Source organism: Bacillus sp. FSL W8-1141 (assembly GCF_038593205.1).
Classification (GTDB): domain Bacteria; phylum Bacillota; class Bacilli; order Bacillales; family Bacillaceae; genus Bacillus; species Bacillus altitudinis.
The window spans coordinates 1,012,943-1,037,341 of sequence record NZ_CP151973.1 but is presented as its reverse complement, the minus strand read 5'-3'; the positions used below and the strand labels follow the sequence as shown (position 1 = coordinate 1,037,341).

The following is a 24,399-nucleotide window of genomic DNA, read 5'->3' as shown; positions in this document are numbered from 1 at the left end:
AATGACTAAATTAAGAATTCGGTCATTTGAACTCAAAAAAAATTATGTTGTTGCAGACAGTCCTTTTAGTACATAAAGCTCGAGCGATTCAGCGACCTCTTCTTTTGTTAAAGGCTCATATCGCTTTTCCCAGTCAAAAATAAGTGCAATATATAGTTTCACCATCACAAATGCCGTCAATTCAGGATCACAGGGCTTAATGTCGCCTTTTTCAATCGCTTCTTTTACTTTTGTTTTAATATAGCGAATGATCATCTGCTCCATTTTTTCAATCATTTCTTTCACTGCTGATGTGCCAAGCTCCGCATTTTCCTGAAAGATTTTAATTGTAAGCTGGTGGTTTTTTCGAAATTCTAATATTGCAAAGAGTGCTAAATGAAGGTTTTCTGAGAAACTATTCTTCTCATCTATTGCTTCATCTGCAATTTTCCTCATCTCCATTAACAGTGATGTGAAAATTTCATCGAACAGCTCTTCTTTGTTTTTGAAAAAAGTATAAATCGTTCCTTTTCCAACGTTGGCAAGCTTTGCTACAAGGTCCATTGTCGTGGCTTTATACCCGAACTGGGTAAATGCCTTTGTTGCTCCATCTAAAATCATTTGTCTCCTATCAACACTCATGATCTCACTCCCAAAATGACTATTTGAACGTTTCGGTCATTAAGTACAGAAAGTAATATACCACATCCTTTTCCTCAGATGCAACAACTTTGTTCAATTTTATTATTCACCACTCTTTTCTAAACATACGAACATGAAAAACTCCCTTTCCATGACAGAAAAGGGAGTTTGTTTTTTATGAAAATAGATAAGATACAGCTTCTGAGATGGCAGCTTTTCCTTGATCAATACAATCAGGAATCCCAACACCTTCAAATGCAGCACCCGTGATATAAATACCAGGATATGATTGCATAAACGTTTCTCGCATCGTCGAAATCTGTTTTTGATGACCCACATGATATTGCGGCATGCTTGTTTTCCAGCGAGTCACTGTCGTCAGCTCTGGATCTGCTTTAATATCCATGATTTTCTTCAAATCCTCCAGCACGATGCTCACGATTTGATGATCAGACTGTTCGACAATTGATTCATCGCCAGCTTTCCCAACGTATGCACGGAGCAATGTTTTTCCTTTAGGTGCAGTGTGAGGCCATTTCTTATTTGTCCACGTACATGCTGTAATGGAGAAATCACTATTTCTTGAGATGACAAAACCAGTACCATCATATTCATTGTGAACATCCTCTTCTTTAAATCCGAGTGCAACTGTTGCAACAGAAGTCGATGTCATGTCATGCAAGTACTCAAGCCCTGCTTCTTTTGGAAACATGGAATAGATCGATTGGTGAGGAGTTGTCACAATGGCAGAATCTGCAAAAAGCGTTTGACCGCTGTCTAATTGAACGCCATAGCCTCCCTCTGCTTTTTCGATCTGGGTCACTTTTGTCCCTTTGTAAATCTTCGTCAGCTTGAGTTTACTTTCGACCGCTTCAACAAGTGCTTGCAGCCCTTGATTGATTGTCTGGAACTGTCCTTGCTTTTTCGCTGTCACTTGTTGCGCTTTTGCATGCTGCTGTGATTTTTTCATCCCAAGAATCAAACTGCGATGCTTCTGTTCTGTTTGATAGAACTGCGGGAAGGTAGACATTAAGCTCAGGCGATCAATGTCACCAGCATAAATGCCTGATAGTAGCGGTTCAATTAAATTCTCCACCACTTCATCACCCACACGTCTTCTAAAAAATTCCCCCAGAGACTGATCTTCTGTCTGTTTGCTTTTTGGCAATACGAAATCCATCGCTGCACGTGCTTTTCCGGCAACTGAAAAAAGCCCAGTTGTAATGAAAGGACTGATTTGAGTTGGAATGCCCATGACAGCCCCCTTTGGCATCGGATGAAGGGTTTCATTGACTAATACATACGCTTGCCCTGTTTCATTATTGACGAGCTGATCAGATAGGCCAACATCTTTTGCCAGCTGGGGTCCACTGACCTTTCTTTCTAAAAATGAATCGGGTCCACGTTCAATGATATAACCGTCTTTATATAATGTTTGAATTTTTCCACCTAGCCTAGGACTCGCTTCAATAAGAGATATTTGGATAGGAAGGCCTTTTTCTTCAATTTCCTTTTCCAAATAGAAGGCGGCGGCCAAACCCGTGATGCCACCGCCAATGATGACAAGGTGTTTTTGATTGTCATGCATAGGATCGCCTTCTTTTATATGATTACTTGCTTTCATTAAGCTTCTTTAATACGACTGCTGCCAGTGCATCAATAAATGCTGGTTTCGCATTTGGCATTTCTGGACGATAGTAGGCTGCACCAATTTCATCCGTGACGACTTTACATTCATAATCATTGTCGTATAACACTTCAAGGTGATCAGCGACAAATCCAACAGGCACGTATACAAATGTTTTATAGCCTTTTTGCTCAAATAGGTCACGCGTGAGATCCTGTACGTCTGGTCCAAGCCACGGATCAGGCGTATTGCCTTCACTTTGCCAGCCAATTTCATAATGCTCAATTCCTGCACCTTCAGCAATCATTTTTGCAGATTGTGCAAGCTGATCAGGGTATGGGTCTCCTGCTGCAATAATTTTTTCAGGAAGACTGTGTGCAGACACAATCAGCACTGCTGAATCTCTTTCTTCCTGACTCATGGATGCATACGTCTCTTTCACTTGTTTCACCCAATAGTCCACAAACTTCGGTTCATCGTACCAGCTTTCAACAGAAGTAATGTTCAGATGGCCAAGCTTTTCTGCTTCATCTTGTGCACGTTTGTTATACGATTTCACACTAAATGTGGAGAAGTGCGGTGCAAGGACAATACTTACCGCTTCTGTGATGCCATCTCGGTGCATGTCAGCGACTGCATCTTCAATGAAAGGCTCAATATGTTTTAACCCAATGTATACATGAAATTCAATCTCGTCTTGGATCTCATTCAAATGTTCACACAAACCATTTGCCTGCTGTTCTGTAATTTTTGATAAAGGAGAAATGCCGCCAATTGCCTTGTAGCGGTCCTTTAAATCTTGTAGCATCTCCGGCTCTGGCTTTCTGCCTCTACGGATATGTGTATAGTAACGTTCAATGTCTTCTTCTTTATATGGGGTGCCATATGCCATGACAAGTAGCCCCATTTTCTTTTTCTCCACAACCAACACTCCTTCAGATCATTTGAAATCATTTAGATGGATGTCTTTTTATGTTTAGCTGAATAATCGTGAATAAAATCTGTCAGCTTCTTTAACGTGTCTGGTGAGACATCAGGAAATACCCCGTGACCTAAGTTAAAGATGAATTGATCTGATTTCATCCCTTGATCTAAAATCGCTGCTGCTCTTTCTTCAATCACTTCCCAAGGAGAAAGTAAAATCGTTGGATCAAGGTTTCCTTGTAACGTTTTTGTTAAGCCTTCTTTTCGCGCTTCGTCTATACTCATACGCCAATCCAGTCCAACGACATCAAGCGGCAAGTCATGCCAATCTTTGGCCAGATGGCTCGCACCGACACCATACATAATCATTGGTACGTTTTCAGACTTCAGCTCTGTGAAAATACGCTGCATGACAGGCTTAATGAAGGTCCGGTAATCTGCTGCATTTAAAGCGCCAACCCAAGAGTCGAAGATTTGAAATGCTCGGACGCCTGCTTTTACCTGAGCGCGTATGTATGTGATCGTCATATCGGCTAATTTATTCATCAAAAGCATCCATGTCTCTGGCTCACTGTACATGAGCGCCTTTGTTTTATGATAATTTTTAGATGGACCGCCTTCGATCATATAGCTTGCCATCGTAAAAGGTGCACCTGCGAAACCAATCAGCGGAACATTCAACTGCTCCTCTGTTAACAGCTTGATCGTATCAAGCACATACGGCAGGTCTTCTTCAGGATGAAGCTCTCCAAGACGCTGGATATCTGCCTTTGTCCGAATAGGCGAGTCAATCACTGGTCCAATTCCATTTTTAATTTCAACATCCACTCCAATAGCTGGAAGCGGAGTCATAATATCTTTATATAAAATAGCGGCATCTACACCATATTGTTCTACAGGAAGTCTTGTTACGTAAGCACATAGCTCTGGCTGATGCGTAATTTCAAATAGCCCGTATTTTTCTTTAAGGGCACGATATTCAGGCTGCGAGCGTCCTGCCTGTCTCATATACCAAACCGGTACATGGTCTGTTTTTTCCCCTTTGCACGCCTTTAAGAACGTGTCATTAAAAGCCTTCGTTTTTCCCATTACCTTTCATTCCACCTTTCGCCTCACACTCTCTTTGTATAAGGCTCAAACACTGCTTTTACTATACCGCTTTTTCAAGGCTCGGTATACTAAAGCGGCTCAATGTTCAAAAAATCGCCGAATATTAACGTCCAAAAGCCTCCGGCTTGATATAAGCACTGCCTTCGCCTTCTTCTTGTGTTTGAGTATTGTATGGAACAACCTTATACTGCGCATCTGAAAACACATTTGCATACGGCATTGTGTAGCTGTTTGTTCCTGTTACAGAATCGATCAGGGTCTCGCTTCCATTTCTCACTTCATAAATACGATATTCAACGCGTTTGTCTTCCTGTTCATCCCATGACAGCTCCAATGTAAAGAGCCCTTTGATTTTAAATGCATAACGTGCTTCAAAGCCTGACAGTCCTTCTAAATGGATTGGCGATTGAAGTTCTTTAATTCCCTCCGGTTTTTGGAAGGTTTCATTGGTTATTTGGGCTGTCGTTAAAATATCTTTCATCAACTGCACTGGATACTGACTGCCGCCAGTTAAATAATGACTGTTATCCGTTTTGTCATACCCCATCCAGATTGCCCCTGTTGTACTAGGCGTGTAGCCAGCAAACCAAGCATCTTTCGTTGCCCCTTTGACACCGGAATACGTAGTTGTACCTGTTTTACCAGCCAAATCTCCAGCGTATGATCCGCTCTGAGCGGTTCCGCCTTTGACGACCTGTTGAAGCATTCTTGTCATATTCCAAGCATTTTGTACGCTAAACACTCGTTCTTCTTTGTTTCGATTTTTTTCAACGGTTTCTCCATCATCATTCGTGATTTTCTGAATGAAGAACGGCTTTTTATAGACGCCTTCATTTGCAAATGTATGAAATGCTCCAGCTATCTGCAATGGAGAAACCCCTTTTTCTAGACCACCAAGCGCTATGGCAAGTCCTTTATCCGAAATATCCATCCCCATTTTCTCAAGATAGGATTTAGACGTATCGATGCCAAGCTGGCTTAACGTCCATACGGCAGATGTATTTTTACTTTTCATGAGAGCCTCTACCATCGTGACCCTGCCCTCGTACTGTCCATCGTAGTTCTTTGGAGAATAGCCGTCATAGCTTTTTTCCTTGTCCTCGAGCAGTGAATACGGTCTGAATTTTTTCTCCTGCATCGCTGGACCATATACTGCGATCGGCTTAAAGACAGAACCAGGCTGTCTAACAGCTGTGACTCTGTTATAGCCTCTTGCCTGATATTCTCGTCCGCCTATTGCTGCTTTTACACCACCAGATGCGTTGTCAATAAACACAGCGCTGCCTTCAGGTGACCCGCTTTTTCCCGGGAAATAACGATTGTTTTTCATTGCATCATAGGCAACTTTTTGCAAATTCATATCGATTGGTACCGTAATGGTATAGCCGCCTTGAAGCAATTGTTCATGCGAAATCGAATACTGCGATTCTGCTTCTTTAATCATGAGATCTACATAACTGTCCACCCAAGGGGTTTCTGATTTCTTTTTTAAATGAATACCAAGTGTTCTTCCTTTTGCTTCAACTGTTTCTGTAGAAGACAAATATCCTTGTTCATTCATTAAATTCAGGATGGTATCCCGTCTTTGTTTATTTTTATCTGGGTGTAGAACAGGGGAATACGTTGAAGGTGCCTTTGGCATGGCAGCAAGTGTAGCTCCTTCACTGACAGTGAGATCTTTTACATCTTTACTAAAATAGTAATTGGCCGCTGCTTGGATCCCATAGACGCCATGACCAAAGTAAAGCTGATTCAAATACATTTCAAGCAGCTTGTCCTTTGAATAATCTCTTTCTAAATTGATCGCAATAATGACTTCTTTTGTTTTTCGAAGAAACGTTTTATCATTTGTGAGAAAGATATTTTTGGCGAGCTGCTGGGTGATGGTACTGCCGCCTTCCACCTTTCCACCTGCTAATATATCTCGATAAACCGCCCTTGAAATCGATTGTGCATCAATTCCGTGGTGCTCATAAAAGCGCTTGTCCTCTACAGCAACAAAAGCTTTCGCCACTTTATCTGGGACCTCTTTTAATGACACAGGGTCCCGATTTTCTGAATACATGCTTGTGAGTTCTTTTCCATTCTGATCAATGATTTTCGAGGAAGCGTGAAAAACGAGCTTCTTCTCATCTATGACATAATGTCCTAAAAATAAAATGGTCAGATAGCCAATAAATGAAAGCACGATTGTACTTCCTGCAATGACTAATGGAATGATTATCTTCTTTTTCTTCAAATTAGGTCACCTCATTCCTTTATACGGATAGTATGGGATGTATTGCTTCATAATATGTTTTATGGATTGACTACCAAAGAATTATATATCATTCTTTTGTTATACTATCAAGCAGGAGGCGGTTTAGATGAATTTCTATATTACATATGGAACAGCAGACTTTTTGCAAAAAATCGCAAAAAAACATCATCTTGAAAATCTGCTTTATACGGTCGGTAAGGAACAAGCAGCTCTTTTTCATGAAACGGAGGGTGAGACAGTCTTTAAAGCACCCCATGCCTATGATGTGATTTATACAAAAGGTGAGCTCGTCCAATCTGGCTTTGTCACGCTGAATCATATCCCTGTAAAGCTCGAAAGCAGAGCACTTTTTGAATCCACCTTTCAGAAAAAAACAAACATGTCAGAACACCAGCGCGGCTTTCAGGCGCTTCGTGTGTTAAGACCAAAAAAGGATGAAGAAGTGTACTTGATATTGACCCTTTGGGAATCTGAAGACTTATTTCAAGACTTCCAAGAGTCAGAAGCATTCTTTCAGCCACACGAGGATACTGGCTCCATCTTCTCTCGTCCTGCCTATCTGACATCCTATCATGCCGTCATAGACCATTAAGGAAGTGCTGCTTTTCGCACTTCTTTTTTTCATAAAAAAAAGCCCTTCTGCTGGGCTTTCAACGCTTATCTCTAAGCTCGTACCGATGAATGATTGGCTGAAGTACATAAAAATTCAGCAAGATCCATCCTAATAAGATTGGCCATTTGAGCATAGGTGAAGCACCTTTCATCTGAATAAGTAGTACCAACAGTGGAATCAAACAAATCATCAAAAAGCTCATCTTCGAAACGAACGTTTCTTTGATTTGATGCCGGCAGCTTGGACAAAGCATCATTCTCGTATGCGATAAATGAAATTTTTCGACGAAAGAAAATGCTTTTGAACAATTTGGACAGCTTCCCAATGCCACTCCCCCTTTTTCAAGCTTCATACTTAACCTTCGACTTTTATGTAAAATGACCTTCTCTGTCATTCTCGACATCCTCTTCTGTTGAAAGATTCTAACAATTACCATACAATCAGTAAAAGAGCCTAAAGGAGGTTTTCGGATCAATGACAGTATCCACTTTACACAAAAGGATCAATGAACGTCTTGATGAACATTATGAGGAAATGGTTGAAATTAGACGCCATCTCCATATGAATCCAGAACTTTCTTTTCAGGAAGAGGAAACCGCTGCTTACATCGCTCAATATTATGACAGATTACATATCCCGACACGCACACATGTAGGCGGACATGGTGTACTCGCTTTTATTGAAGGAGCTTCCCCTGGACCGACCATTGCACTGAGAGCTGATTTTGATGCACTTCCCATTCATGATGAAAAGGATGTACCTTACCGTTCAACAAAACCTGGCGTCATGCACGCATGCGGTCACGATGGCCACACAGCAACACTTCTCGTCTTAGCGAAGATCTTACATGAGCACCGAGATCAATTAAAAGGAAAAATCGTCCTCATTCATCAACACGCTGAAGAATATGCCCCCGGCGGTGCGAAACCAATGATTGAAGATGGCTGTTTAGACGGTGTTGACGTCATTTTCGGCACCCACCTTTGGTCCTCAGAGCCATGCGGCACTGTTCTTTATAAAAGCGGGAACTTTATGGCAGCCGCCGATCGTTTTTCTATTCAAGTGCAAGGTAAAGGCGGACATGGCGCACAGCCGCACCTGACGAAAGATGCCGTACTCATCGGTTCACAAATTGTAGCCAATCTTCAGCAGGTCGTGGCCCGTAAAGTCAACCCGATTGATTCTGCGGTGGTATCTGTAGGGGGATTTGTCGCTGAAAATGCCTTTAACGTCATTGCAGATTCGGCCGTGCTAACAGGTACTGCACGTTCCTTTGAAGAGAGTGCACGCCATATCATTGAACGTGAAATTGAACAGGTGGTGAAAGGTGTCTGCCACATGCACGATGCCTCTTATACTTATGAATATGTAAGAGGCTATCCTGCAGTCAAAAATCACCCTGCACCAACTGAATATATAGCAGAAATAGCCAAACAGACAGAAGGAGTCACAGAAGTAAAAGAAGCCGAAACTCAAATGGGCGGAGAAGACTTTGCTTACTACCTTCAGCATGTTCCTGGTACTTTCTTCTACACAGGCGCTATGCCAGAAAGCAGCCAAGATGTGTATCCACATCACCATCCGAAATTTGATATTAACGAAAATGCAATGCCTGTCGCAGCAAAGGTACTCGCTCATGCCGTCCTTTCCTACGATAAATAAAAAAAAGCCGCTGCCACCAGCGGCTTTTCTATTTCGATTCTTTCAACACTCTCAAGTGAAACACATGGCGTGCGACTTCACCAAGCTGTCCAGTCAGCTGATGATTTGCCACCCCACCAACAGCGGCACCGACCACAGGCATTAATTGAAACAGCTTCACAAGGTCAATATAATCTCGATATTCCTGCTGAAAGCTATACCAATCCATTTCTTCCCGGGTTGTTTCCCATTCTTCAATGAGTTTCATCATTTTTTGACGGTGTGCACTGCTTGAAAAGGCGAGTTGAAAAATACAAAGTAAAAAGAGCCTTTCCTCTTTTTGAGACAAATCAAATCCATATATACAAGCAAGTTCATATAGACATTTCATTTTAATACTCAAAAGGAGAGGGAAATCCGCCATTCCGAGAAACAATCCACCCGCACCTGTGCCAATTCCTTCAATCGCAGCGGCCTTTTGATAATATGTCACCTTTTCCTTTGCCAGCTCATTTCGCTCTACTATAGACAATTGTTCATCAATGACTGTAAATGAAGTAAAATGGCTTCCTGATACAGTGGATTCAACCATTGTTTTCACCGCACTTGTGATGACTTGATGAAATCGAGCAGGGATTCGGCGATTCACTTGCTGCTGAACACCTTTTGAAAACCGCTCGATCTTGGATGGTTTTCTTAAAAAACGCATTTGAAAAAAAATGGCCTCTTCATACAGTTCCCGTTCAGCTGCATTCATCCCAGTACCCTCCTTGGTGACATCATACACACGCTGTAAAAAATGCTTATCTCATCTTTTTTAATCTGCTTTGTACGTAAGGCTTGAATAGGACAAGCACAAATACCAATGAAATGAGAAGAGCAAGTCCGCTTCCCTTCCATCCACCTGCTGGGAAAACGGCGGAGCTCAGTACAATTGACTGGATGATGAGTACATTTCGTACGAGAACAAAAAAGCTTCGATCTTTTTCTTGCTGAGACACAGGATAAAGTGCCTGTAACGACAGATGAGCAAAATGCTTTGTTAACGGGACAAGCTGTACACCTGTGATAAAGACTGTAAACAAGACAAGTAATGCCCCCACCCAGCCTGCTGCACCTGTATACAAGAGGATGAGCACAAACACGACCGTTAACCTAAACACAAGACCAAAATAGTCATTTGAACGTAAAAACGCCCTCACATACATATAAGAAAAAGCTTTACGCTGTTCATAAGGGACAAACTGCAAGACCCAGTCCATATACGCCCTTCTTTTCACTTGTTTCTTTAAATGAGGGACATCCGTAAATAAGTTTGCCAAGCGGTAAAAACGCTGTTTTCGTTTTAACTCATCAGAAATATGCAATTCCCATTGAAAGGGCTGTTTTTTTACTGCATTTGTTAGATAAATGAGATAGACAGCATATAAAAGATAAAAAACAATGGCAATGGCATAAGCTGCTTGTAAAACGGTATACATTAACATTGTATTGAGCAGAAAACGAATCACTGCATCAATCCATCTGACATGTTTCCCTTGAAAATAAGTGATTCTCCACTGAATCGCTGTATTCAGACCTTTTATTAAGATCATTTGCGCCAAAATGAGCACATATAGCATCAGATCGCCTGAGGAGACAGCCGAATATAGCGGAAGTGCAATAATGGACACGGCAATCAAAGGAAATAACTGAGAAATGAAGCTAAAGTTAAACGCTTGTTTTAAATAAGGGTCCATCTTAGCTTCCAAAGGAAGCATAAACACAAGATCTGCCTCTTTGATCAACGTTCGCACGTAAGAACTAGTCAGTACCAATGAGAAAACAACTGCCATGACCCAATAGGATGGGAAGTGAGCTGGAATATGCTTCAGCCAATTACTGTACCAACTCGCCCCGCCTGCAAGGAAAAAAATGAGCACAATCACAAGATGATCGTTGAACATATATTTTAAATATTTTCTTGTTTCTTGTACGTGTTCTTCTAATCGTGATTTCCAAATGGTTTGCGTTGTTTTACTCATAGCTTTCTTCCTTTGTTAATTCCAAATAAAGATCATCGAGTGTCGCATCTCTCATGTTGAACTGCTCTCTTAGTTCTGTCAGTGTTCCTTTCGCTCTAATTTCCCCTTCATGCAAAATAATAAAGGAATCACAATAACGTTCCGCTGTGGCTAAAATATGCGTAGACATCAGAACACTTGCGCCATTTTGTTTCGCCGCATTCATACGTTCTAATAGTGCGTTGATCGCAAGCGGATCAAGCCCTAAAAACGGCTCATCGATAATATACAACTCTGGCTCCACAAGAAACGCACACATAATCATCACCTTCTGCTTCATCCCTTTAGAAAAATGAGCAGGGAACCATTTCAATCGCTTCTCCATTCGGAATTCCTTCAGCAAAGACGGCAGACGTTCTTCTAATTGTTCTTTTGAAAGGCCGTAAGCCACCGCTGTCAGCTCTAAATGCTCTTTTAACGTTAATTCTTCATATAAGACAGGTGTCTCTGGAATAAACGTAAATTGTGAACGATACGCCTCTTGATCTTCTTGAAGGGTTCGTCCGTTCAGCTCAATGACCCCTTTATGAGGTTTCATTAATCCAATAATATGACGAATGGTTGTACTTTTTCCCGCCCCGTTTAAGCCAATGAGACCAACGATTTGGTTTCTTTCTAATTCAAATGAAATATTTTTCAGAACGGGATTCTTTGTATATCCACCCGTTACATCTTTTACAGTTAGAAGGGACATCAGTTCGTTCCTTTCTTTCTTTTTTCCTTTATAGTACCAAAAACGAAAGACAATTTGAAATGTTTACCTATAGACAACTCATGAATAAAACATAGGCATACTGGTCATCATAATGTATGTAGAAGAAATGAACTTGATGACCAATACGTAAATGAGGTGTTTGTTAAAGGCAATAACCGCATGACAAATTGGTTTTTCATCTAAAAACCTTAGCTTCTGTTTTGCTTCACTGATTCTTGATTTTTGTGTCCTATACAAATATGTATACGACGAACCAAAACGTCAAATGAGGTGTTTACGGCAGAAATAGCAGGCATATGAATTCTTTATTTCAGTAAATAGAGAATTCAAAAGGCATATCAAATGAAAGCATCAGCATTTCTTCTGCAGGAGCAGGATGAGCGACCAAAGGAGTTCGCTTGTCCTGTTTTCTTTTTTGCTTCTTTTTGTGATACGATAAAGGAAAAATAATGAGGAGTGACATGGCGTGAGCGACTGCATTTTTTGCAAGATCATTGATGGAGACATTCCATGTGCAAAAGTATATGAAGACGAGCATGTATTAGCTTTTCTTGATATCAGCCAAGTAACAAAAGGACATACCCTTGTAATCCCGAAAATACATAAAGAAAACATTTATGACATGACACCAGAAGTGTCTAATCATTACTTCCAAGCGATTCCAAAAATCGCTAGAGCCATCAAACAAGAATTTGAACCAATTGGTTTAAACCTTCTGAACAACAACGGTGAAAAAGCCGGGCAATCTGTGTTCCATTACCATATGCACATCATTCCACGTTATGGTAAAGGCGACGGCTTTGGTGCCGTATGGAAATCTCACCAAGATCAATATACATCAGAGGATTTAAAAGACATTTCTTCTGCCATCCATACGCGCCTTACCTCATCTTAATTGATGAGGTTTTTCTTTTTTTCACTTCTTTTCTGTGCTTATCCTCTGAATCGTAAGATATTTAGGACGATTCAAATTTTTTGTCCAAATGCTTCAAATTTGTGATAGGATGGTTTTATCTTTTGATCCATTAACGCGAGAAATAGGGAGAGATTGTGATGAAGCGAACGACGAATTTTAATGCTGGTCCGGCGGTGCTGCCGCTAGAAGTGCTTCAAAAAGCACAGGAAGAACTTGTTGATTTTAAACAAACCGGGATGTCTGTGATGGAACTTTCTCATCGCAGCGGTGAGTATGAAGAAGTCCACAATAAAGCGAAAGCACTCTTGGTAGAATTGATGGACATTCCAGAAGATTATGAGGTCCTCTTTTTACAAGGCGGGGCAAGTCTTCAATTTGCAATGATTCCGATGAACTTCTTACATGAAGGCGAAACGGCTCATTTCATCCAAACAGGTGCTTGGTCAGAGAAAGCCTTGTCAGAAGCAAAAGGGTTTGGTGAAACATCAGTGTTTGCCTCAAGTGAAGACGACAACTATTCGTATATTCCAGATGTAGATGCTTCCGTTTTAACTGACGGTGCTTACTTGCACATCACATCGAACAATACCATTTTCGGTACTCAGTGGAAAACGTTCCCGAACACGTCACTCCCGCTTATTGCCGACATGTCCAGTGATATTCTCAGCAAAAAAATAGACGTGTCTTCATTTGATTTCATTTATGCCGGGGCACAAAAAAATCTAGGGCCTTCTGGTATCACGATTGTGATCGCGCGCAAACGTTTATTAGAGAAAGAAAAAAGCGGCACACCTAAAATTTTAAAATATTCAACACATGCCAAAGCCAATTCTCTTTATCACACACCACCGACTTTTGCGATTTATATGCTATCCCTTGTCCTGGAGCATGTGAAACAGGCGGGCGGCGTAGAAGCAGCAGAAAAACGCAATGAACAAAAAGCAGCGCTTCTGTATGATACGATTGATCAAAGCGGTGGTTTTTACAAAGGACATGCACGTGCTGACAGCCGTTCACATATGAATGTCACGTTTACCCTTCGTGATGATGCACTCACTGCATCCTTTGTGGAGAAAGCAAAACAAGAACAAATGGTTGGACTCGCCGGCCATCGTTCTGTTGGCGGATGCAGAGCCTCGATTTACAACGCCGTCTCTATAGAAGACTGCCAAAAGCTTGCGGACTTTATGAAAAAGTTCCAGCAAGAAAATGAGTAAAAAGGCTTTTCTATCGTGAAATAAATTTGTTATAATAACGAGAAATATAAAGTCATGACTCTTGCAATAAATGATCAGCCATATTATTGGAGAGTTCTAAGAGCTTAGCAGAGGAGAGCATAGAAATGAAAACAAAAGAATTAGTGATTATGTCATTGCTTGCAGCAATGGGAGCTGTTTTGCATACGATTTTCCCGCCCATCTTTTTCGGAATGAAACCTGATATGATGCTGGTCATGATGTTTTTAAGCATCATCCTTTTTCCGAAGGTACAGCATGTCGTTGTGATCGCCCTAGTCACTGGGGTCATTTCCGCTTTGACAACAGGTTTTCCAGGCGGACAAATTCCAAATATGATTGATAAACCGGTGACAGCCTTTATCTTCTTAGCCCTTTTCTTATCTTGCCAGAAGATCAAGAACAAAGTCGTTCTGACCGCTGTACTCACCGCTGTTGGGACCGTCGTATCGGGCGTGATTTTCCTATCTGCCGCTTTACTGATTACTGGACTGCCGGCTGCGTTACCAGCACTTCTTGTAGGTGTTGTCCTGCCAGCAACTGTGATCAATACGATAGCTATGGTATTTGTCTTCCCGATTGCTCAGTCCATATTAAAGCGCGCAAGAATGATTGAAGTCGCTTAACGAATAACTGAACCTCTTCATTGGATGAAGAGGTTTTTTCATATTGTTGACAAAGGGCTAAAATGATTCTTTATTTTAGCCCTTTGTCTTCTTTTCAGCATGATTGAAAGCCCTTGAAGTCTAGGAAGGACGAGTACTGGCGCGGAGCGAATTTGACATTCGTGAGCACCAGCACGCAGGACTGACAAAGAATGCGAGGGTTTGTCTACATGCTGGAACCTCTTCATTAGATGAAGAGGTTTTTTTCATGCTTCTATAAAAGAAAAAGGGTAAGCAGCAAAATGGAGAGCGAAATCCCTGCACCTGCCGCACACACAATTGCTTTTTGTCTTAATACATGTTTTGGCGGATAAGACCCTGCATACCCAAGCTGCCTTACATAATGAATAGAACCACCTGCGAAAATCACACACATACACGTAAAAACGAACAGAAAGACAGACAACCTTCTCCCCTCCCTTTTCTTCAAAAGTATGCTAAAATAAAGCAAGCTATGTATGGAAGTTCAATGAAGCTGATCGTCAGCTCAGAGAGAACATGCGAATGTGTAAAATTTGACTAGAGGTGATTGGAATGGCTAGTGGACGTTCTTTATTAACAGGATTATTTGTAGGCGGTCTCCTCGGAGGTGCGGCAGTGCTCCTGACGACTCCCTCTTCTGGCAGAGATGTACGCGGAAAGATGAAAGACGGCTATGACAAATTCGAAGATACGCTGACAAGATTAAAAAGAGATGGACAAGCTTTAAAAGAGCAGATTGTTGAAACCGCAAAAGAAAGTGCTGAGGTCATTAAAGAGGTCGGAACTGAATTGCAAACATCCATTCAGCAATGGCGCGAGGAAATCAAACCTCATCAGCAGGACTTACAAAAGGAAATTCAGGAAATTGAGGAAAAGCTCAAACAACTGGAGAAAACCTTACAAAACTAATATACTCACAAAAAAATATTCGTTTACAAAAGTGTGCGGGGTGCGTATCCCGCACTTTTTTTGTTGAAAAAAGGTTATTTTGTCAATGTTTTTCATGACTTTTAAAAATTCTTGAATTTTCAGCTTTATTAATCTTTATTTTATTGGCATAATAGAATTACAAGAAAAAGAGAAGTAGGTGAAATGGATGAATCATTCGGAACAGCCTTTCGATGTAAAAGAAGCACTTTTATTCAGTCAAAGAATGGCCCAATTGAGCAAAGCTCTTTGGAAATCCATTGAAAAGGACTGGCAGCAGTGGATCAAACCGTATAACCTAAATATCAATGAACATCATATTTTGTGGATTGCGTATCAATTAAAAGGAGCTTCAATATCAGAAATTGCAAAGTTTGGCGTCATGCATGTATCAACGGCGTTTAACTTCTCTAAAAAATTAGAGGAAAGAGGATTTTTAAAATTTTCTAAAAAGTTAAACGATAAACGCAATACGTATATTGAACTAACGCCAAAAGGCGAAGAGACATTCCATAAACTACTCGAAGATTACGACCCGGCCCGAACTGGTATTGTCAAAGGCGCACAGCCGCTTCATGACATTTACGGAAAGTTCCCTGAAATTTTAGAAATGATGTGTATTATCCGAAACATTTATGGTGAGGATTTCATGGAGATTTTTGAGAAATCGTTTTCAAACATTGAGAAGGACTTTTTGAATGAGCGTGGGAAAGTCACGAAAAAGCCTGAAGAACTTGAAGACTCAGCAGAGGAAAAAGCGGCTAAAGCAAATCAAATTGTTTAATGATCTTTATAAATTCATTCATTAACGGCTGAAACAGCCCTTGATCATGCAAAGCAAAAATCGTTTCATGAACATCCAGCTTTTCAATTAACTGTCCCGCAAACAGCGCAAGGAGATCGTCGAACATGACGTAGCCTTGTGCTTTTTGCTTGTCCATTTCATCTGAGAGCTCAGCACAAATACGCTCAATGTCCTTTGCCTCTTCTTTCGATACACGCTGACGGATCAATAGCGCATAATATGGATAACGGCTCATATCTGTCGCCGTCAGTAACAGTTCCATATAATATTCGAGCTGGCTCATTCGTTCCTCAATACTCATGTACGTTCCCTCTTTCTCTTAGTCACTCTATTTTAGCCGAAATTACTCATTGACGAAAGAGACGAACCTCCCTCTTATGTCTTTTTTTCTTGAAAAACCCAAAGTTTCCTCTCTTTATTCCATATGAATGTAACAATTTATTTTTTTTCTTGAAAACCATTGATTTTTATCCTCAGGAAGAGTAAATTATCTTGAGATATTCAATTAGTTTTTTTGAGATTGGAAGGATGAAAAATGAATTGTTGGAAGACCATTAATCTTGAAAAGGATTATGGTTATACGAGAATGATGATTTCAGCCATATGTCTGACTGTATTTTTTTTCATTATGGCATTTTTATGTTTTCAACTGACTCATCCTGAAACGAGACTCAGCAGTCACAATGCACCGCTTTTTATCGTGCTTTTACTTGCGACATTGCTTGTCCACCGCTTGGTTCACTTGATCCCAGTCATGAAACATAAGAAAAAAATGACGTTATTTAAACGAAATTGCTGGCAGCGCGTGCCTAAGAGAGTGATGCTTTTCTCACTGCTCAGCCCGTTTTGTGTCATCTCACCTGTTTACTTTGTTTTAGGAATGGCATTTCCAATGTACGCACACTATTTTATCATGATCGCAAGTATTCATGCAGGCTATTGTTTGCCTGACTTTTTATTTGCTTGGAAACTGCTAAAAGCGCCAAAATCATGCATCATTGATCAAGCCCAAGACGAGTTTGATATTTTAGTTGACCCAACTTCCTCATCATGAGGTTTTTAAAGCCAACTTCTATCTTTTTCATAAAAAATTTGGTAATGTAGTATGGGAATAGCATAGAGAGGGGGGATCTCCGATAGTTTTATTTTACTTCATCGTCTTTGCCGCGTTTATTGTGTATTCAATAAACAGGCTTACTAATACATTATGCCTTGTCAGAGAGATTCCTGAAGAACGGCAAGATAAGGTGTTTCGCTTTATCAATGTATCGATACTGATCTTACTGATCTCATCATTTGTTGAAATTACCATATCTATTTAAGATCAAAGCAAAAGCTGCCTGTTTGATGGCAGCTTTTTGTGTATGATGATCTATTAGTAAATCCAAGATGCACCGATAATGATCAATAAGATGAATAACACGACGACTAGTGCAAAACCGCCAGCAAAGACTTCTCCTCCCATGTGAAAACACCTCCTGCCAGTTCTTCCTCTGTTCTAAGCTCAGTGTATGCAGAAAATTTTAAAACGTTTAGGCACTTGTCATCGTTTTAAAAAAGAACCGCCCGCACGCATGGCAGGACGGCTCCTTTCTGTCACAGCGATTTAATTAATAAAGATATGCTGCACCAACGATGATCAGCAAAATGAATAGCACGACCAATAAAGCAAACCCATTAGAATATCCTGCTCCCATATAATTCAGCCTCCTTTTTGTGATCAATATATGTGTATGTTGGTCGCAAAAATTTGACTAGACGAATGCCCTCCCATTTGCATTTCTTTTTACAGCATGTCACAATATGTTATGATACAAGCAATGATAAATAAATTGGAAAGATTAGGAGTGTTTTTTGAATGAAAAAAATGGCTTTAGCAGCTGTAACAGCAGTAAGTGTTTTAACTCTTGGCGCATGCAGTAGCGGTGACAAAGAAGTGATCGCAACAACAAAATCAGGAGATGTCACAAAAGAAGAGCTTTACACAACACTTAAGAAACAAGCAGGTGGAGATGCTTTAAACCTACTTGTTCAACAAAAGGTTCTTGCTGACAAATACAAAGTATCAGATAAAGAAATTGATAAGAAATTGGAAGAATATAAAAAGACACTTGGTGAAGATCGTTTAAAACAACTTCAAGATGAATTCGGAAAAGATTACATCAAAGATCAAGTAAAATATGAGCTGCTGACTCAAAAGGCTGCCAAAGCTAACATCAAAATCACTGACAAAGAAGTAAAAGCGTATTACGATGACCTAAAAGGAAAAATCCGCGCAAGCCACATTTTAGTTGCTGACAAGAAAACAGCAGATGAAGTAGAAAAGAAATTAGATAAAGGCGAAAAGTGGGATGACCTTGTATCTGAATATTCAACTGACACTGCTTCAGCAGCACAAGGCGGCGATGTAGGCTGGTTCGCAAAAGAAGGCCAAATGGATGAGAACTTCAGTAAAGCTGCCTTCAAACTAAAAGTAAATGAAATCAGCAAACCAGTAAAATCTCAATTTGGTTACCATATCATTAAAAAGACCGAAGAACGCGGTAAATACGATGACATGAAAGCAGACTTGAAAAAAGAACTGCTTGATCAAAAACAAGCAGACAACAATGAAATTCAAACGATCTTAAACAAATTGGTGAAAGATGCTGATGTGAAAGTAAAAGATAAAGAACTTGAAAATACATTCAAAGAAAAATCTGAGCAAACCACACAACAAACACCAAACCAATAATGAACGAAAAACCCCTCTACATGAACTTGTAGAGGGGTTTTTTTATTCTTATTGATTATGCAATCGAATGGTCCTCATGCTTCGCCGTTTCCTGGGATCGTTTCATTTGCTGTCCTTGACGTCTACGCTCTCTCTCCTGCTCCATTCGTTCGATAAAGATTTCTCCCTCTTTTTCAATAAAGGATTGATCAATCTCTTGCTCCTCTTTGGCTGTCGTCATTAATTTATAGGCACAAAAGATAATACCAATGATACATGCATATACCCACCATGGAAAAAATAACATTGTCTTCGCCTCCTTTTTCAGGACTAATCTCTCTTCCTTTGTGTTACATGCTTATGCGAAAAGAAGACAAGTTATGAAAAAAAACGCCCGCATCAAACGGGCGTTTTATCATGAGGATTCATTGTGAAAGGTTGGTTTATAAAACGAACGATTCTCTAGTGCAAAAATACGCTCTGTATATTCTCCTGGCTTCACATGCTCAAGCGCACGATCCATCATGTTCATTTTTGCATCTAAATTATCTATATAGTGGAGAATTTCGGCTTCCTTCACCATTGGTGGTTTAGGACTGCCCCACTCCCCTTTTCCATGATGACTCAGCACTAAATGCTGCAGAATCAGAATTTCCTCAGAATCAATGCCAAGCTCCTCTGCGGCTTTCGCAATTTCTGTCACCATAATAGAAATGTGGCCAATTAAGTTCCCTTCTACTGTATATGTGGTGGAGACAGGACCCGAAAGCTCTTTGACTTTCCCTAAATCATGTAGAATGATCCCTGAATATAAAAGATCTCGATCTAGTGATGGGTATAGATCAACAATGGATTTCGCTAAATGAAGCATCGATACCACATGATAGGCAAGACCCGAAACAAACTCGTGATGGTTTTTCGTAGCTGCTGGGTAATCAGCGAATTCCTGTCCATATTTCTTCAGCAAATGTCTTGTGACACGCTGAATATTAGGGTTTTTCATATCAAAAATATATTGCATGATGGTATCCATCATATCGTGCTTTGGAATAGGAGCTGTTTCTAGAAAATCATCAATGCGGATTTGCTCGTTTTCAGCAACAGGACGTATATTCCTAAGCTTCAGCTGATTCCTTCCGCGATAATGATGAATATCACCTACTACCTTCACAATGGTTTGCGCAGCATATGTGAGTTCATCATTCTGCTTTGCATCCCATAGCTTCGCCTCAATATCTCCACTTTGATCTTGAAGAATTAACGTTAAAAATGGTTTGCCATTACTCGCAATCCCTTTAGTAGATGATTTAATTAATAAATGCAGGTCAACTTGTTCGCCGACGTCATAGGTCATGATCCCTTTAGCCATTCAATAAATGCTCCTTCCATGTTTCTGCTCATATAAGTATAACATAAGTCATAATTTGTCAATCATTCCACTGCTAAGCTCGTAATCTGCCCGTCTTCCGCTGCTTGTTTCATATAATGATGACAAGTGAAATAAAACAGCTGTGTTTCAAAACGAGTGAGTTCACTCATCAGCTCCAGCACCCTGTCTAGACGGACATGATCAAAGTGAACGAAACTGTCATCCATCATAAATGGGAGCTGACAATCTTGCTGGTGGGACAAAGCAAGTGCAAAACGAATCGAGAGATAAATTTGCTCACATGTTGCTTGTGAAAGCTCCTCCGGGCGGAATAGGCGTCCATCCCTCCGTTTCACAATCAGCCGGTCATCTTCGGCAGAAAATAAAATCACTTCATATCGATCATTCGTTAACGGCTGAATAAATCGGGAAGCTGTTTGGAGGAGTGCTGGTAGCCTCGTTTCTTTATGCTCATTGAGTTTCTCTCGAATGACGGAACGAACGAGCTGAATAGCCGCCCATTTTTTCGCTAGATGCTTTGCCTGCTCCTGCTCTACAGCAAGCTGATGAGTCAAATCAGACACTGTACCTGATGCTTCTATTTGGCGTATTTCAACTGCTAATTCTGCCAAGCGTTTTTTCATATTCGTCACATTCTCTTGCAAGTCATTCAGATGTCTTTTTGCTTGTGCACACTGCTCCTCAAGGGTGCGTAAACCTTTACGGACAATGACCTCTTCCTCATCTATATAACCGCTTTTGTGCAGCTCTTGGTTCAGCTGCTGCAAATTGTACAGCCGCTCCCGGTATTCTTTGGATAGATGAGATAGGACATGATAATCTTCTTTTGACGCTGCTTCTACTTTTCGAAAAAGCTCGTCCGTTTGTTTTTCATAATATTGAACTTCTCCTTCTAATGTTGTCAGCTGCTGCTCTACATGTTGAATGGATACGTGCAATGTCTGACGTTCTTTTTCTCTTTTTTCCTCATCTTTCAATATCTCTTGAAAGGCTGAGATATTCTCTTGAATGGTCCCTTCTTTTCTTTGAAGAAGACTCATGAGCGCTGAAACTCTTTTCTCGTAGGTCGATTGCTGCTGTGTGAGCATCTTTATTTCCTTGTTAAGCGCCTCATATGCCGCTGTATTCGCTTTTAATTGTTTCAAGATATGGAAAGCTTCCACAAGGAATGAGAGCTCTGAGGACAAACCCAGCTGCCTTCTCATATCTTCTACTTGTTGCTGTACAGGTTCCAGTTCCCGCTCCCAGTCTTCATATTGCTGTATCATTCTTTCGTATAAAAGCTCCTTTTGCTTCACTAGCGTTTCAGCTGAAGCTGTTTGAACTTGAAAGGAATGATAGGCGTTACTGTCGTTTGCTTCCTTCAGCTGAGTCTGTTTAAGCACTGGATAAATAGCGATCAAGACAAAAACGGAAAATCCTGCAAACAGTAACGTCACCCAGCTCTCTGCTAAAACGAATAAGACCGTGAGAATGACAGCACATAGCACGAACATCAGCGGGAATAACCACACTCTGGAATGATTCTGTTTCACTGTAGCCCTTGTGCCCCTGACATCTTCTGCATCTTGCTGTTTAACGGGCTGTTCCTTTAATCCTTTTAGAGCGGTTTCCGCTTCTTCCAGCTCATGTCTTGCATGATCAAACCGGTCATCGAGCTGTGTTTTCCTATCCATTAAACGAACGTATTGGCTCACAGCCTCTTTTAATTCCCACTCAAAGTCAAGTGAATCATCCAGCTGGTCAAGCTTGATTGGACGCTGCCACTTCAGCTTCGCTGATGCTTCTTCTATTTTTTGTTTCAAAGAATTCTGCTCTGTTTTCCCTTCTGCTAAGCGTTTCTTCACAAGTTCAGCATCAGATGATTCAGCTATGACTCGCTTCATCTCCAATACCGTATCCTTGTCATAGAGTGGCTGAACTTGCGTGAGCGACGTTTGCAAATGATCTAATTTTTGTTTCAGTGCCGTCACTTGCGCCTTTTTTGGGTGAAGGTGTGATTCTAATTTATCAAGTTCATGTGCGGTTTCCGGTCTAAACCGTTTGACTCGTTCTGGATCACTAGCCAAATCTTTTTTTAACTTTATCTTGTTTTCTATCATAGGATAAAGTCGAATATGTTCCGTCAAAAGCTGAATCTCTTCTTCAGTCTGTCTCATTTCATGCTGAAGCATTTCTACCTTCTCGGTTAATTCAGCTTGTTCTTTTTTCTTTGCGGTATAACGACTTTCTACCAATTTGGCCTGTTTCAACTTACCTGACAGCTCTTTTACATGATCAAGCTGCTGATTTAATTCAGGCTTACGTCCATTCGGTTTAAAAAGCTGCTCTTGCTGTTTTAGCAGCCTGCTGTCCATTTTGGATGCCGCATCTGAGCCAAACAAACTTGAAAAGAGTAGAAATTCCCCTATTTGATCTTGATTTAATGCTTGTACATTTTGCAGACCAAACACGTCAAAAGAATAGATCGATTGGTATAATCTGCGATCTGTTCCCTTTAACATCACATGTAGAAACGCTTCATCTTTCACTTCACCATTTGGCAGCAACACCTGAGCTTGGCCGCCATGATCAGATGTTCTTTCAATATGAATCACACCTAATTCCTCATCTAAACATGTAAGAGACCCGCCATAAAATGAGCCATGCTTTGGCTTATACATATGGCTTTTAGAAAAACCAAATAACATCGATTCGATAAACGCCTTCAATGTCGTTTTCCCCGATTCATTCAGGCCATAAACTAACTGAAAACCGTCATCAGAAAAGTGGAAGGTTTGATTGGAAAATTTCCCGAAATTCGCAATATGGAGTGAACGTATTTTCATCATGCCTCTCCTTCTCTCATAAATGCTTCAGCTGTTCTGCCAGCAGCCTTTGTGCCTCTTCTTTAATATCGATCTCGTCCTCTTTTGTAAAAGCTCTTCCTGCCTTTCTATAGGTTGGATGACGCTTGATCGGTGAAAGCAGCTCATCATACGCATCAAACTCGGCAATTTCTGTTGTTAGTTCTGTCAAAAAAGAATCTTCTGGATAGACGGCATCTTCATGTGTCCGGCAGTCAATCGACATCACCCAAACGAACAAGTCTTCATCTTCCTCCTGTTCATGAAGAACAGCCATCAGCTCCTCAAGCACTTCAAGCTGCGTGAGCTCCATATAAGCAGGAGCATCGCCAGTTAGTTCGATTTTCACAAAATGAGGAACACCTCTCTCTTTCAGTCCACTCATCTTTTTGTCCACAAGTATCACAAGATCGGTCATATGAGCGGTATGTGTGATATCTATTGTCAATGTCTCAAAGATGACATCTGAACAGCTCATAAACTCCGCTCTTTGAGCATCTTCAGATAGGTAAACGACATAACAGCCTTTCTCTCCTGTTTCTTTTATATGTCTTCCTTGCACGTTTCCAGGATAGATCACCATTGGGTCTTCATGCAGAAGAGCCCGCTTATGAATATGTCCAAGCGCCCAATAATCAAAATCCCGCGCTAGAAGCTGCTGTAGCTGAAATGGTGCATACGCATCATGCCCTTCTTGACCTGCTAAAGTGCCGTGAAGCATTGCAATATGATAGGGGGCATTTGTTGTTTTTTCATAATAAGGTGTCATATTTTCATGGACAGCTCGCTCTTTGTAGCTGAACCCGTAAATACTTGCCACAAGCTGACCTTCTCTATAAAAGGCTTGCTCACTTGGCGTACTGCTCAAAAAAACGTGAACATTCTCTGGCCACTCAATTGGTGTCCATTCACCACCTAAATGATCATGATTACCATAAATAATAAACACTTCAATCCCGTGTGATTGTAGCTGAAGAAACTGATTTCTTAAAAAAAGCTGTGCTTTTAGGCTGCGATTCGATTCGTCAAATATATCTCCGCTCAGCAGCATAAAGTCTACTTCTCGATCAATCGCAAGTTCAAACATGTTCTTGGCACTTTGAAATGTACTTTCTTTCAACCTCTTAAAAATTCGGTTCGGTATATTGGACATTCCCGCAAACGGACTATCTAAATGAAGATCTGCGGCATGAATAAAAGTGAGCTTCGTCAAACGTCTATCTCCTTGTACGTTACTGTAGTTGTCCATATTTTATCACGCCGTTTTTACGAATGCACGTTCTATCGCTCTCATTCTAAAAAACACATTTTTAGGGGTGAAAAAAGAGGTTTTAACTTCCTCCTTG

General features: G+C 40.7%; 27 protein-coding genes. 10 read left to right on the top strand and 17 right to left on the bottom strand.

Annotated elements, in window-relative coordinates:
* Window positions 1–42 precede the first annotated feature (42 nt).
* From NSQ52_RS05205 to NSQ52_RS05185, 5 genes are all read right to left on the bottom strand, one after another.
* Window positions 43–621 carry a TetR/AcrR family transcriptional regulator gene (locus NSQ52_RS05205; RefSeq protein ID WP_007497184.1) on the bottom strand — a complete coding sequence of 193 codons (579 nt, stop codon included), beginning with the start codon at window positions 619–621 and terminating at the stop codon, window positions 43–45.
* 175 nt (window positions 622–796) lie between these two features.
* Complete coding sequence (gene hemY, locus NSQ52_RS05200; protein ID WP_039167644.1) at window positions 797–2,209, bottom strand: protoporphyrinogen oxidase; 1,413 nt, start codon at window positions 2,207–2,209, stop codon at window positions 797–799.
* Between the two features lie 22 nt (window positions 2,210–2,231).
* Window positions 2,232–3,170, bottom strand: a complete 939-nt coding sequence (gene hemH, locus NSQ52_RS05195) for a ferrochelatase (RefSeq protein WP_017366949.1) — start codon at window positions 3,168–3,170, stop codon at window positions 2,232–2,234.
* A 32-nt stretch (window positions 3,171–3,202) separates the two neighbouring features.
* Window positions 3,203–4,261, bottom strand: coding sequence for a uroporphyrinogen decarboxylase (gene hemE, locus NSQ52_RS05190; RefSeq protein WP_025207037.1), 1,059 nt, complete (start codon window positions 4,259–4,261; stop codon window positions 3,203–3,205).
* 124 nt (window positions 4,262–4,385) lie between these two features.
* Window positions 4,386–6,521, bottom strand: a complete 2,136-nt coding sequence (locus NSQ52_RS05185) for a transglycosylase domain-containing protein (protein WP_342473973.1) — start codon at window positions 6,519–6,521, stop codon at window positions 4,386–4,388.
* Between the two features lie 127 nt (window positions 6,522–6,648).
* Here NSQ52_RS05185 and NSQ52_RS05180 point away from each other — a divergent pair, with 127 nt between their 5' ends.
* Window positions 6,649–7,134 (top strand): antibiotic biosynthesis monooxygenase, encoded by a 486-nt coding sequence (locus NSQ52_RS05180; protein ID WP_007497177.1) that lies wholly within the window; start codon window positions 6,649–6,651, stop codon window positions 7,132–7,134.
* 58 nt (window positions 7,135–7,192) lie between these two features.
* Here NSQ52_RS05180 and NSQ52_RS05175 read toward each other — a convergent pair whose 3' ends face one another.
* A complete protein-coding gene (locus NSQ52_RS05175) occupies window positions 7,193–7,549 on the bottom strand; it encodes a hypothetical protein (RefSeq protein WP_017360309.1) in 357 nt (118 codons plus the stop codon).
* Between the two features lie 80 nt (window positions 7,550–7,629).
* On the opposite strand from NSQ52_RS05175, the gene NSQ52_RS05170 reads away from it, so the two are divergent.
* Complete coding sequence (locus NSQ52_RS05170; RefSeq protein ID WP_342473972.1) at window positions 7,630–8,817, top strand: M20 family metallopeptidase; 1,188 nt, start codon at window positions 7,630–7,632, stop codon at window positions 8,815–8,817.
* A gap of 28 nt (window positions 8,818–8,845) precedes the next feature.
* On the opposite strand, the gene NSQ52_RS05165 is transcribed toward NSQ52_RS05170, so the two are convergent.
* The 3 genes from NSQ52_RS05165 to NSQ52_RS05155 are packed head-to-tail and all read right to left on the bottom strand — an operon-like array spanning window position 8,846 to window position 11,553.
* Complete coding sequence (locus tag NSQ52_RS05165; RefSeq protein WP_024719995.1) at window positions 8,846–9,553, bottom strand: EcsC family protein; 708 nt, start codon at window positions 9,551–9,553, stop codon at window positions 8,846–8,848.
* Between the two features lie 46 nt (window positions 9,554–9,599).
* Window positions 9,600–10,820: an ABC transporter permease gene (locus NSQ52_RS05160; protein ID WP_007497169.1), complete on the bottom strand. Its 1,221-nt coding sequence runs from the start codon at window positions 10,818–10,820 to the stop codon at window positions 9,600–9,602.
* Window positions 10,813–11,553, bottom strand: a complete 741-nt coding sequence (locus tag NSQ52_RS05155) for an ABC transporter ATP-binding protein (protein ID WP_342473971.1) — start codon at window positions 11,551–11,553, stop codon at window positions 10,813–10,815. The genes NSQ52_RS05160 and NSQ52_RS05155 overlap by 8 nt, the downstream gene beginning before the upstream one ends.
* 487 nt (window positions 11,554–12,040) lie before the next feature.
* On the opposite strand from NSQ52_RS05155, the gene NSQ52_RS05150 reads away from it, so the two are divergent.
* From NSQ52_RS05150 to NSQ52_RS05140, 3 genes are all read left to right on the top strand, one after another.
* Entirely contained in the window at window positions 12,041–12,469 is a 429-nt protein-coding gene (locus NSQ52_RS05150) for an HIT family protein (protein ID WP_008348883.1), read from the top strand.
* A gap of 158 nt (window positions 12,470–12,627) precedes the next feature.
* Window positions 12,628–13,707, top strand: coding sequence for a 3-phosphoserine/phosphohydroxythreonine transaminase (gene serC, locus NSQ52_RS05145; RefSeq protein ID WP_342473970.1), 1,080 nt, complete (start codon window positions 12,628–12,630; stop codon window positions 13,705–13,707).
* Window positions 13,708–13,832: 125 nt separating this feature from the next.
* A complete protein-coding gene (locus NSQ52_RS05140) occupies window positions 13,833–14,351 on the top strand; it encodes a tryptophan transporter (protein WP_008348886.1) in 519 nt (172 codons plus the stop codon).
* Between the two features lie 253 nt (window positions 14,352–14,604).
* Here NSQ52_RS05140 and NSQ52_RS05135 read toward each other — a convergent pair whose 3' ends face one another.
* Window positions 14,605–14,796 carry a hypothetical protein gene (locus NSQ52_RS05135; RefSeq protein WP_008348888.1) on the bottom strand — a complete coding sequence of 64 codons (192 nt, stop codon included), beginning with the start codon at window positions 14,794–14,796 and terminating at the stop codon, window positions 14,605–14,607.
* 128 nt (window positions 14,797–14,924) lie between these two features.
* Between NSQ52_RS05135 and NSQ52_RS05130 the strand changes: the two genes are divergently transcribed.
* Window positions 14,925–15,281 carry a YtxH domain-containing protein gene (locus NSQ52_RS05130; protein WP_007497160.1) on the top strand — a complete coding sequence of 119 codons (357 nt, stop codon included), beginning with the start codon at window positions 14,925–14,927 and terminating at the stop codon, window positions 15,279–15,281.
* A gap of 187 nt (window positions 15,282–15,468) precedes the next feature.
* Window positions 15,469–16,083: an HTH-type transcriptional regulator Hpr gene (locus NSQ52_RS05125; RefSeq protein WP_008348891.1), complete on the top strand. Its 615-nt coding sequence runs from the start codon at window positions 15,469–15,471 to the stop codon at window positions 16,081–16,083.
* On the opposite strand, the gene NSQ52_RS05120 is transcribed toward NSQ52_RS05125, so the two are convergent.
* On the bottom strand, window positions 16,061–16,405 hold the full coding sequence (locus tag NSQ52_RS05120; RefSeq protein WP_007497157.1) for a YhaI family protein: 345 nt from the start codon (window positions 16,403–16,405) through the stop codon (window positions 16,061–16,063). The two genes, NSQ52_RS05125 and NSQ52_RS05120, sit on opposite strands and share 23 nt — an antisense overlap.
* Window positions 16,406–16,639: 234 nt before the next feature.
* Here NSQ52_RS05120 and NSQ52_RS05115 point away from each other — a divergent pair, with 234 nt between their 5' ends.
* Together NSQ52_RS05115 and NSQ52_RS05110 are read left to right on the top strand one after the other, a co-directional pair.
* Complete coding sequence (locus NSQ52_RS05115; protein WP_024719992.1) at window positions 16,640–17,158, top strand: DUF3267 domain-containing protein; 519 nt, start codon at window positions 16,640–16,642, stop codon at window positions 17,156–17,158.
* 82 nt (window positions 17,159–17,240) lie between these two features.
* On the top strand, window positions 17,241–17,426 hold the full coding sequence (locus tag NSQ52_RS05110; RefSeq protein WP_072368131.1) for a hypothetical protein: 186 nt from the start codon (window positions 17,241–17,243) through the stop codon (window positions 17,424–17,426).
* Between the two features lie 53 nt (window positions 17,427–17,479).
* Here NSQ52_RS05110 and NSQ52_RS05105 read toward each other — a convergent pair whose 3' ends face one another.
* Both NSQ52_RS05105 and NSQ52_RS05100 read right to left on the bottom strand, forming a co-directional pair.
* Window positions 17,480–17,569, bottom strand: a complete 90-nt coding sequence (locus tag NSQ52_RS05105) for a YjcZ family sporulation protein (RefSeq protein ID WP_034647786.1) — start codon at window positions 17,567–17,569, stop codon at window positions 17,480–17,482.
* A 145-nt stretch (window positions 17,570–17,714) separates the two neighbouring features.
* On the bottom strand, window positions 17,715–17,801 hold the full coding sequence (locus NSQ52_RS05100) for a YjcZ family sporulation protein (protein ID WP_008361129.1): 87 nt from the start codon (window positions 17,799–17,801) through the stop codon (window positions 17,715–17,717).
* Window positions 17,802–17,962: 161 nt separating this feature from the next.
* Here NSQ52_RS05100 and NSQ52_RS05095 point away from each other — a divergent pair, with 161 nt between their 5' ends.
* The gene (locus NSQ52_RS05095; RefSeq protein ID WP_024719991.1) at window positions 17,963–18,838 is read left to right on the top strand and encodes a peptidylprolyl isomerase; all 876 of its coding nucleotides are present in this window, start codon (window positions 17,963–17,965) and stop codon (window positions 18,836–18,838) included.
* 55 nt (window positions 18,839–18,893) lie between these two features.
* On the opposite strand, the gene NSQ52_RS05090 is transcribed toward NSQ52_RS05095, so the two are convergent.
* From NSQ52_RS05090 to NSQ52_RS05075, 4 genes are all read right to left on the bottom strand, one after another.
* Window positions 18,894–19,124, bottom strand: a complete 231-nt coding sequence (locus NSQ52_RS05090) for a sporulation YhaL family protein (protein ID WP_017360318.1) — start codon at window positions 19,122–19,124, stop codon at window positions 18,894–18,896.
* Between the two features lie 108 nt (window positions 19,125–19,232).
* Window positions 19,233–20,186, bottom strand: coding sequence for a 3'-5' exoribonuclease YhaM (gene yhaM / locus NSQ52_RS05085; RefSeq protein WP_007497151.1), 954 nt, complete (start codon window positions 20,184–20,186; stop codon window positions 19,233–19,235).
* Window positions 20,187–20,248: 62 nt separating this feature from the next.
* On the bottom strand, window positions 20,249–23,035 hold the full coding sequence (locus NSQ52_RS05080; protein ID WP_342473969.1) for an AAA family ATPase: 2,787 nt from the start codon (window positions 23,033–23,035) through the stop codon (window positions 20,249–20,251).
* Window positions 23,036–23,051: 16 nt separating this feature from the next.
* On the bottom strand, window positions 23,052–24,266 hold the full coding sequence (locus NSQ52_RS05075) for a DNA repair exonuclease (protein WP_342473968.1): 1,215 nt from the start codon (window positions 24,264–24,266) through the stop codon (window positions 23,052–23,054).
* Between the last annotated feature and the right edge of the window lie 133 nt (window positions 24,267–24,399).

Coding starts and splice junctions, on each gene's coding strand:
- NSQ52_RS05090 (WP_017360318.1), bottom strand. CDS start 19,124: ATGTTATTTTTTCCATGGTGGGTATATGCATGTATCATTGGTATTATC.
- NSQ52_RS05115 (WP_024719992.1), top strand. CDS start 16,640: ATGAATTGTTGGAAGACCATTAATCTTGAAAAGGATTATGGTTATACG.
- NSQ52_RS05160 (WP_007497169.1), bottom strand. CDS start 10,820: ATGAGTAAAACAACGCAAACCATTTGGAAATCACGATTAGAAGAACAC.
- NSQ52_RS05100 (WP_008361129.1), bottom strand. CDS start 17,801: ATGGGAGCAGGATATTCTAATGGGTTTGCTTTATTGGTCGTGCTATTC.
- NSQ52_RS05125 (WP_008348891.1), top strand. CDS start 15,469: ATGAATCATTCGGAACAGCCTTTCGATGTAAAAGAAGCACTTTTATTC.
- NSQ52_RS05120 (WP_007497157.1), bottom strand. CDS start 16,405: ATGAGTATTGAGGAACGAATGAGCCAGCTCGAATATTATATGGAACTG.
- NSQ52_RS05205 (WP_007497184.1), bottom strand. CDS start 621: ATGAGTGTTGATAGGAGACAAATGATTTTAGATGGAGCAACAAAGGCA.
- NSQ52_RS05170 (WP_342473972.1), top strand. CDS start 7,630: ATGACAGTATCCACTTTACACAAAAGGATCAATGAACGTCTTGATGAA.
- hemE (WP_025207037.1), bottom strand. CDS start 4,261: ATGGGAAAAACGAAGGCTTTTAATGACACGTTCTTAAAGGCGTGCAAA.
- hemY (WP_039167644.1), bottom strand. CDS start 2,209: ATGCATGACAATCAAAAACACCTTGTCATCATTGGCGGTGGCATCACG.
- NSQ52_RS05155 (WP_342473971.1), bottom strand. CDS start 11,553: ATGTCCCTTCTAACTGTAAAAGATGTAACGGGTGGATATACAAAGAAT.
- serC (WP_342473970.1), top strand. CDS start 12,628: ATGAAGCGAACGACGAATTTTAATGCTGGTCCGGCGGTGCTGCCGCTA.
- NSQ52_RS05140 (WP_008348886.1), top strand. CDS start 13,833: ATGAAAACAAAAGAATTAGTGATTATGTCATTGCTTGCAGCAATGGGA.
- NSQ52_RS05080 (WP_342473969.1), bottom strand. CDS start 23,035: ATGAAAATACGTTCACTCCATATTGCGAATTTCGGGAAATTTTCCAAT.
- NSQ52_RS05105 (WP_034647786.1), bottom strand. CDS start 17,569: ATGGGAGGAGAAGTCTTTGCTGGCGGTTTTGCACTAGTCGTCGTGTTA.
- NSQ52_RS05130 (WP_007497160.1), top strand. CDS start 14,925: ATGGCTAGTGGACGTTCTTTATTAACAGGATTATTTGTAGGCGGTCTC.
- NSQ52_RS05180 (WP_007497177.1), top strand. CDS start 6,649: ATGAATTTCTATATTACATATGGAACAGCAGACTTTTTGCAAAAAATC.
- NSQ52_RS05095 (WP_024719991.1), top strand. CDS start 17,963: ATGAAAAAAATGGCTTTAGCAGCTGTAACAGCAGTAAGTGTTTTAACT.
- NSQ52_RS05175 (WP_017360309.1), bottom strand. CDS start 7,549: ATGACAGAGAAGGTCATTTTACATAAAAGTCGAAGGTTAAGTATGAAG.
- NSQ52_RS05165 (WP_024719995.1), bottom strand. CDS start 9,553: ATGAATGCAGCTGAACGGGAACTGTATGAAGAGGCCATTTTTTTTCAA.
- yhaM (WP_007497151.1), bottom strand. CDS start 20,186: ATGGCTAAAGGGATCATGACCTATGACGTCGGCGAACAAGTTGACCTG.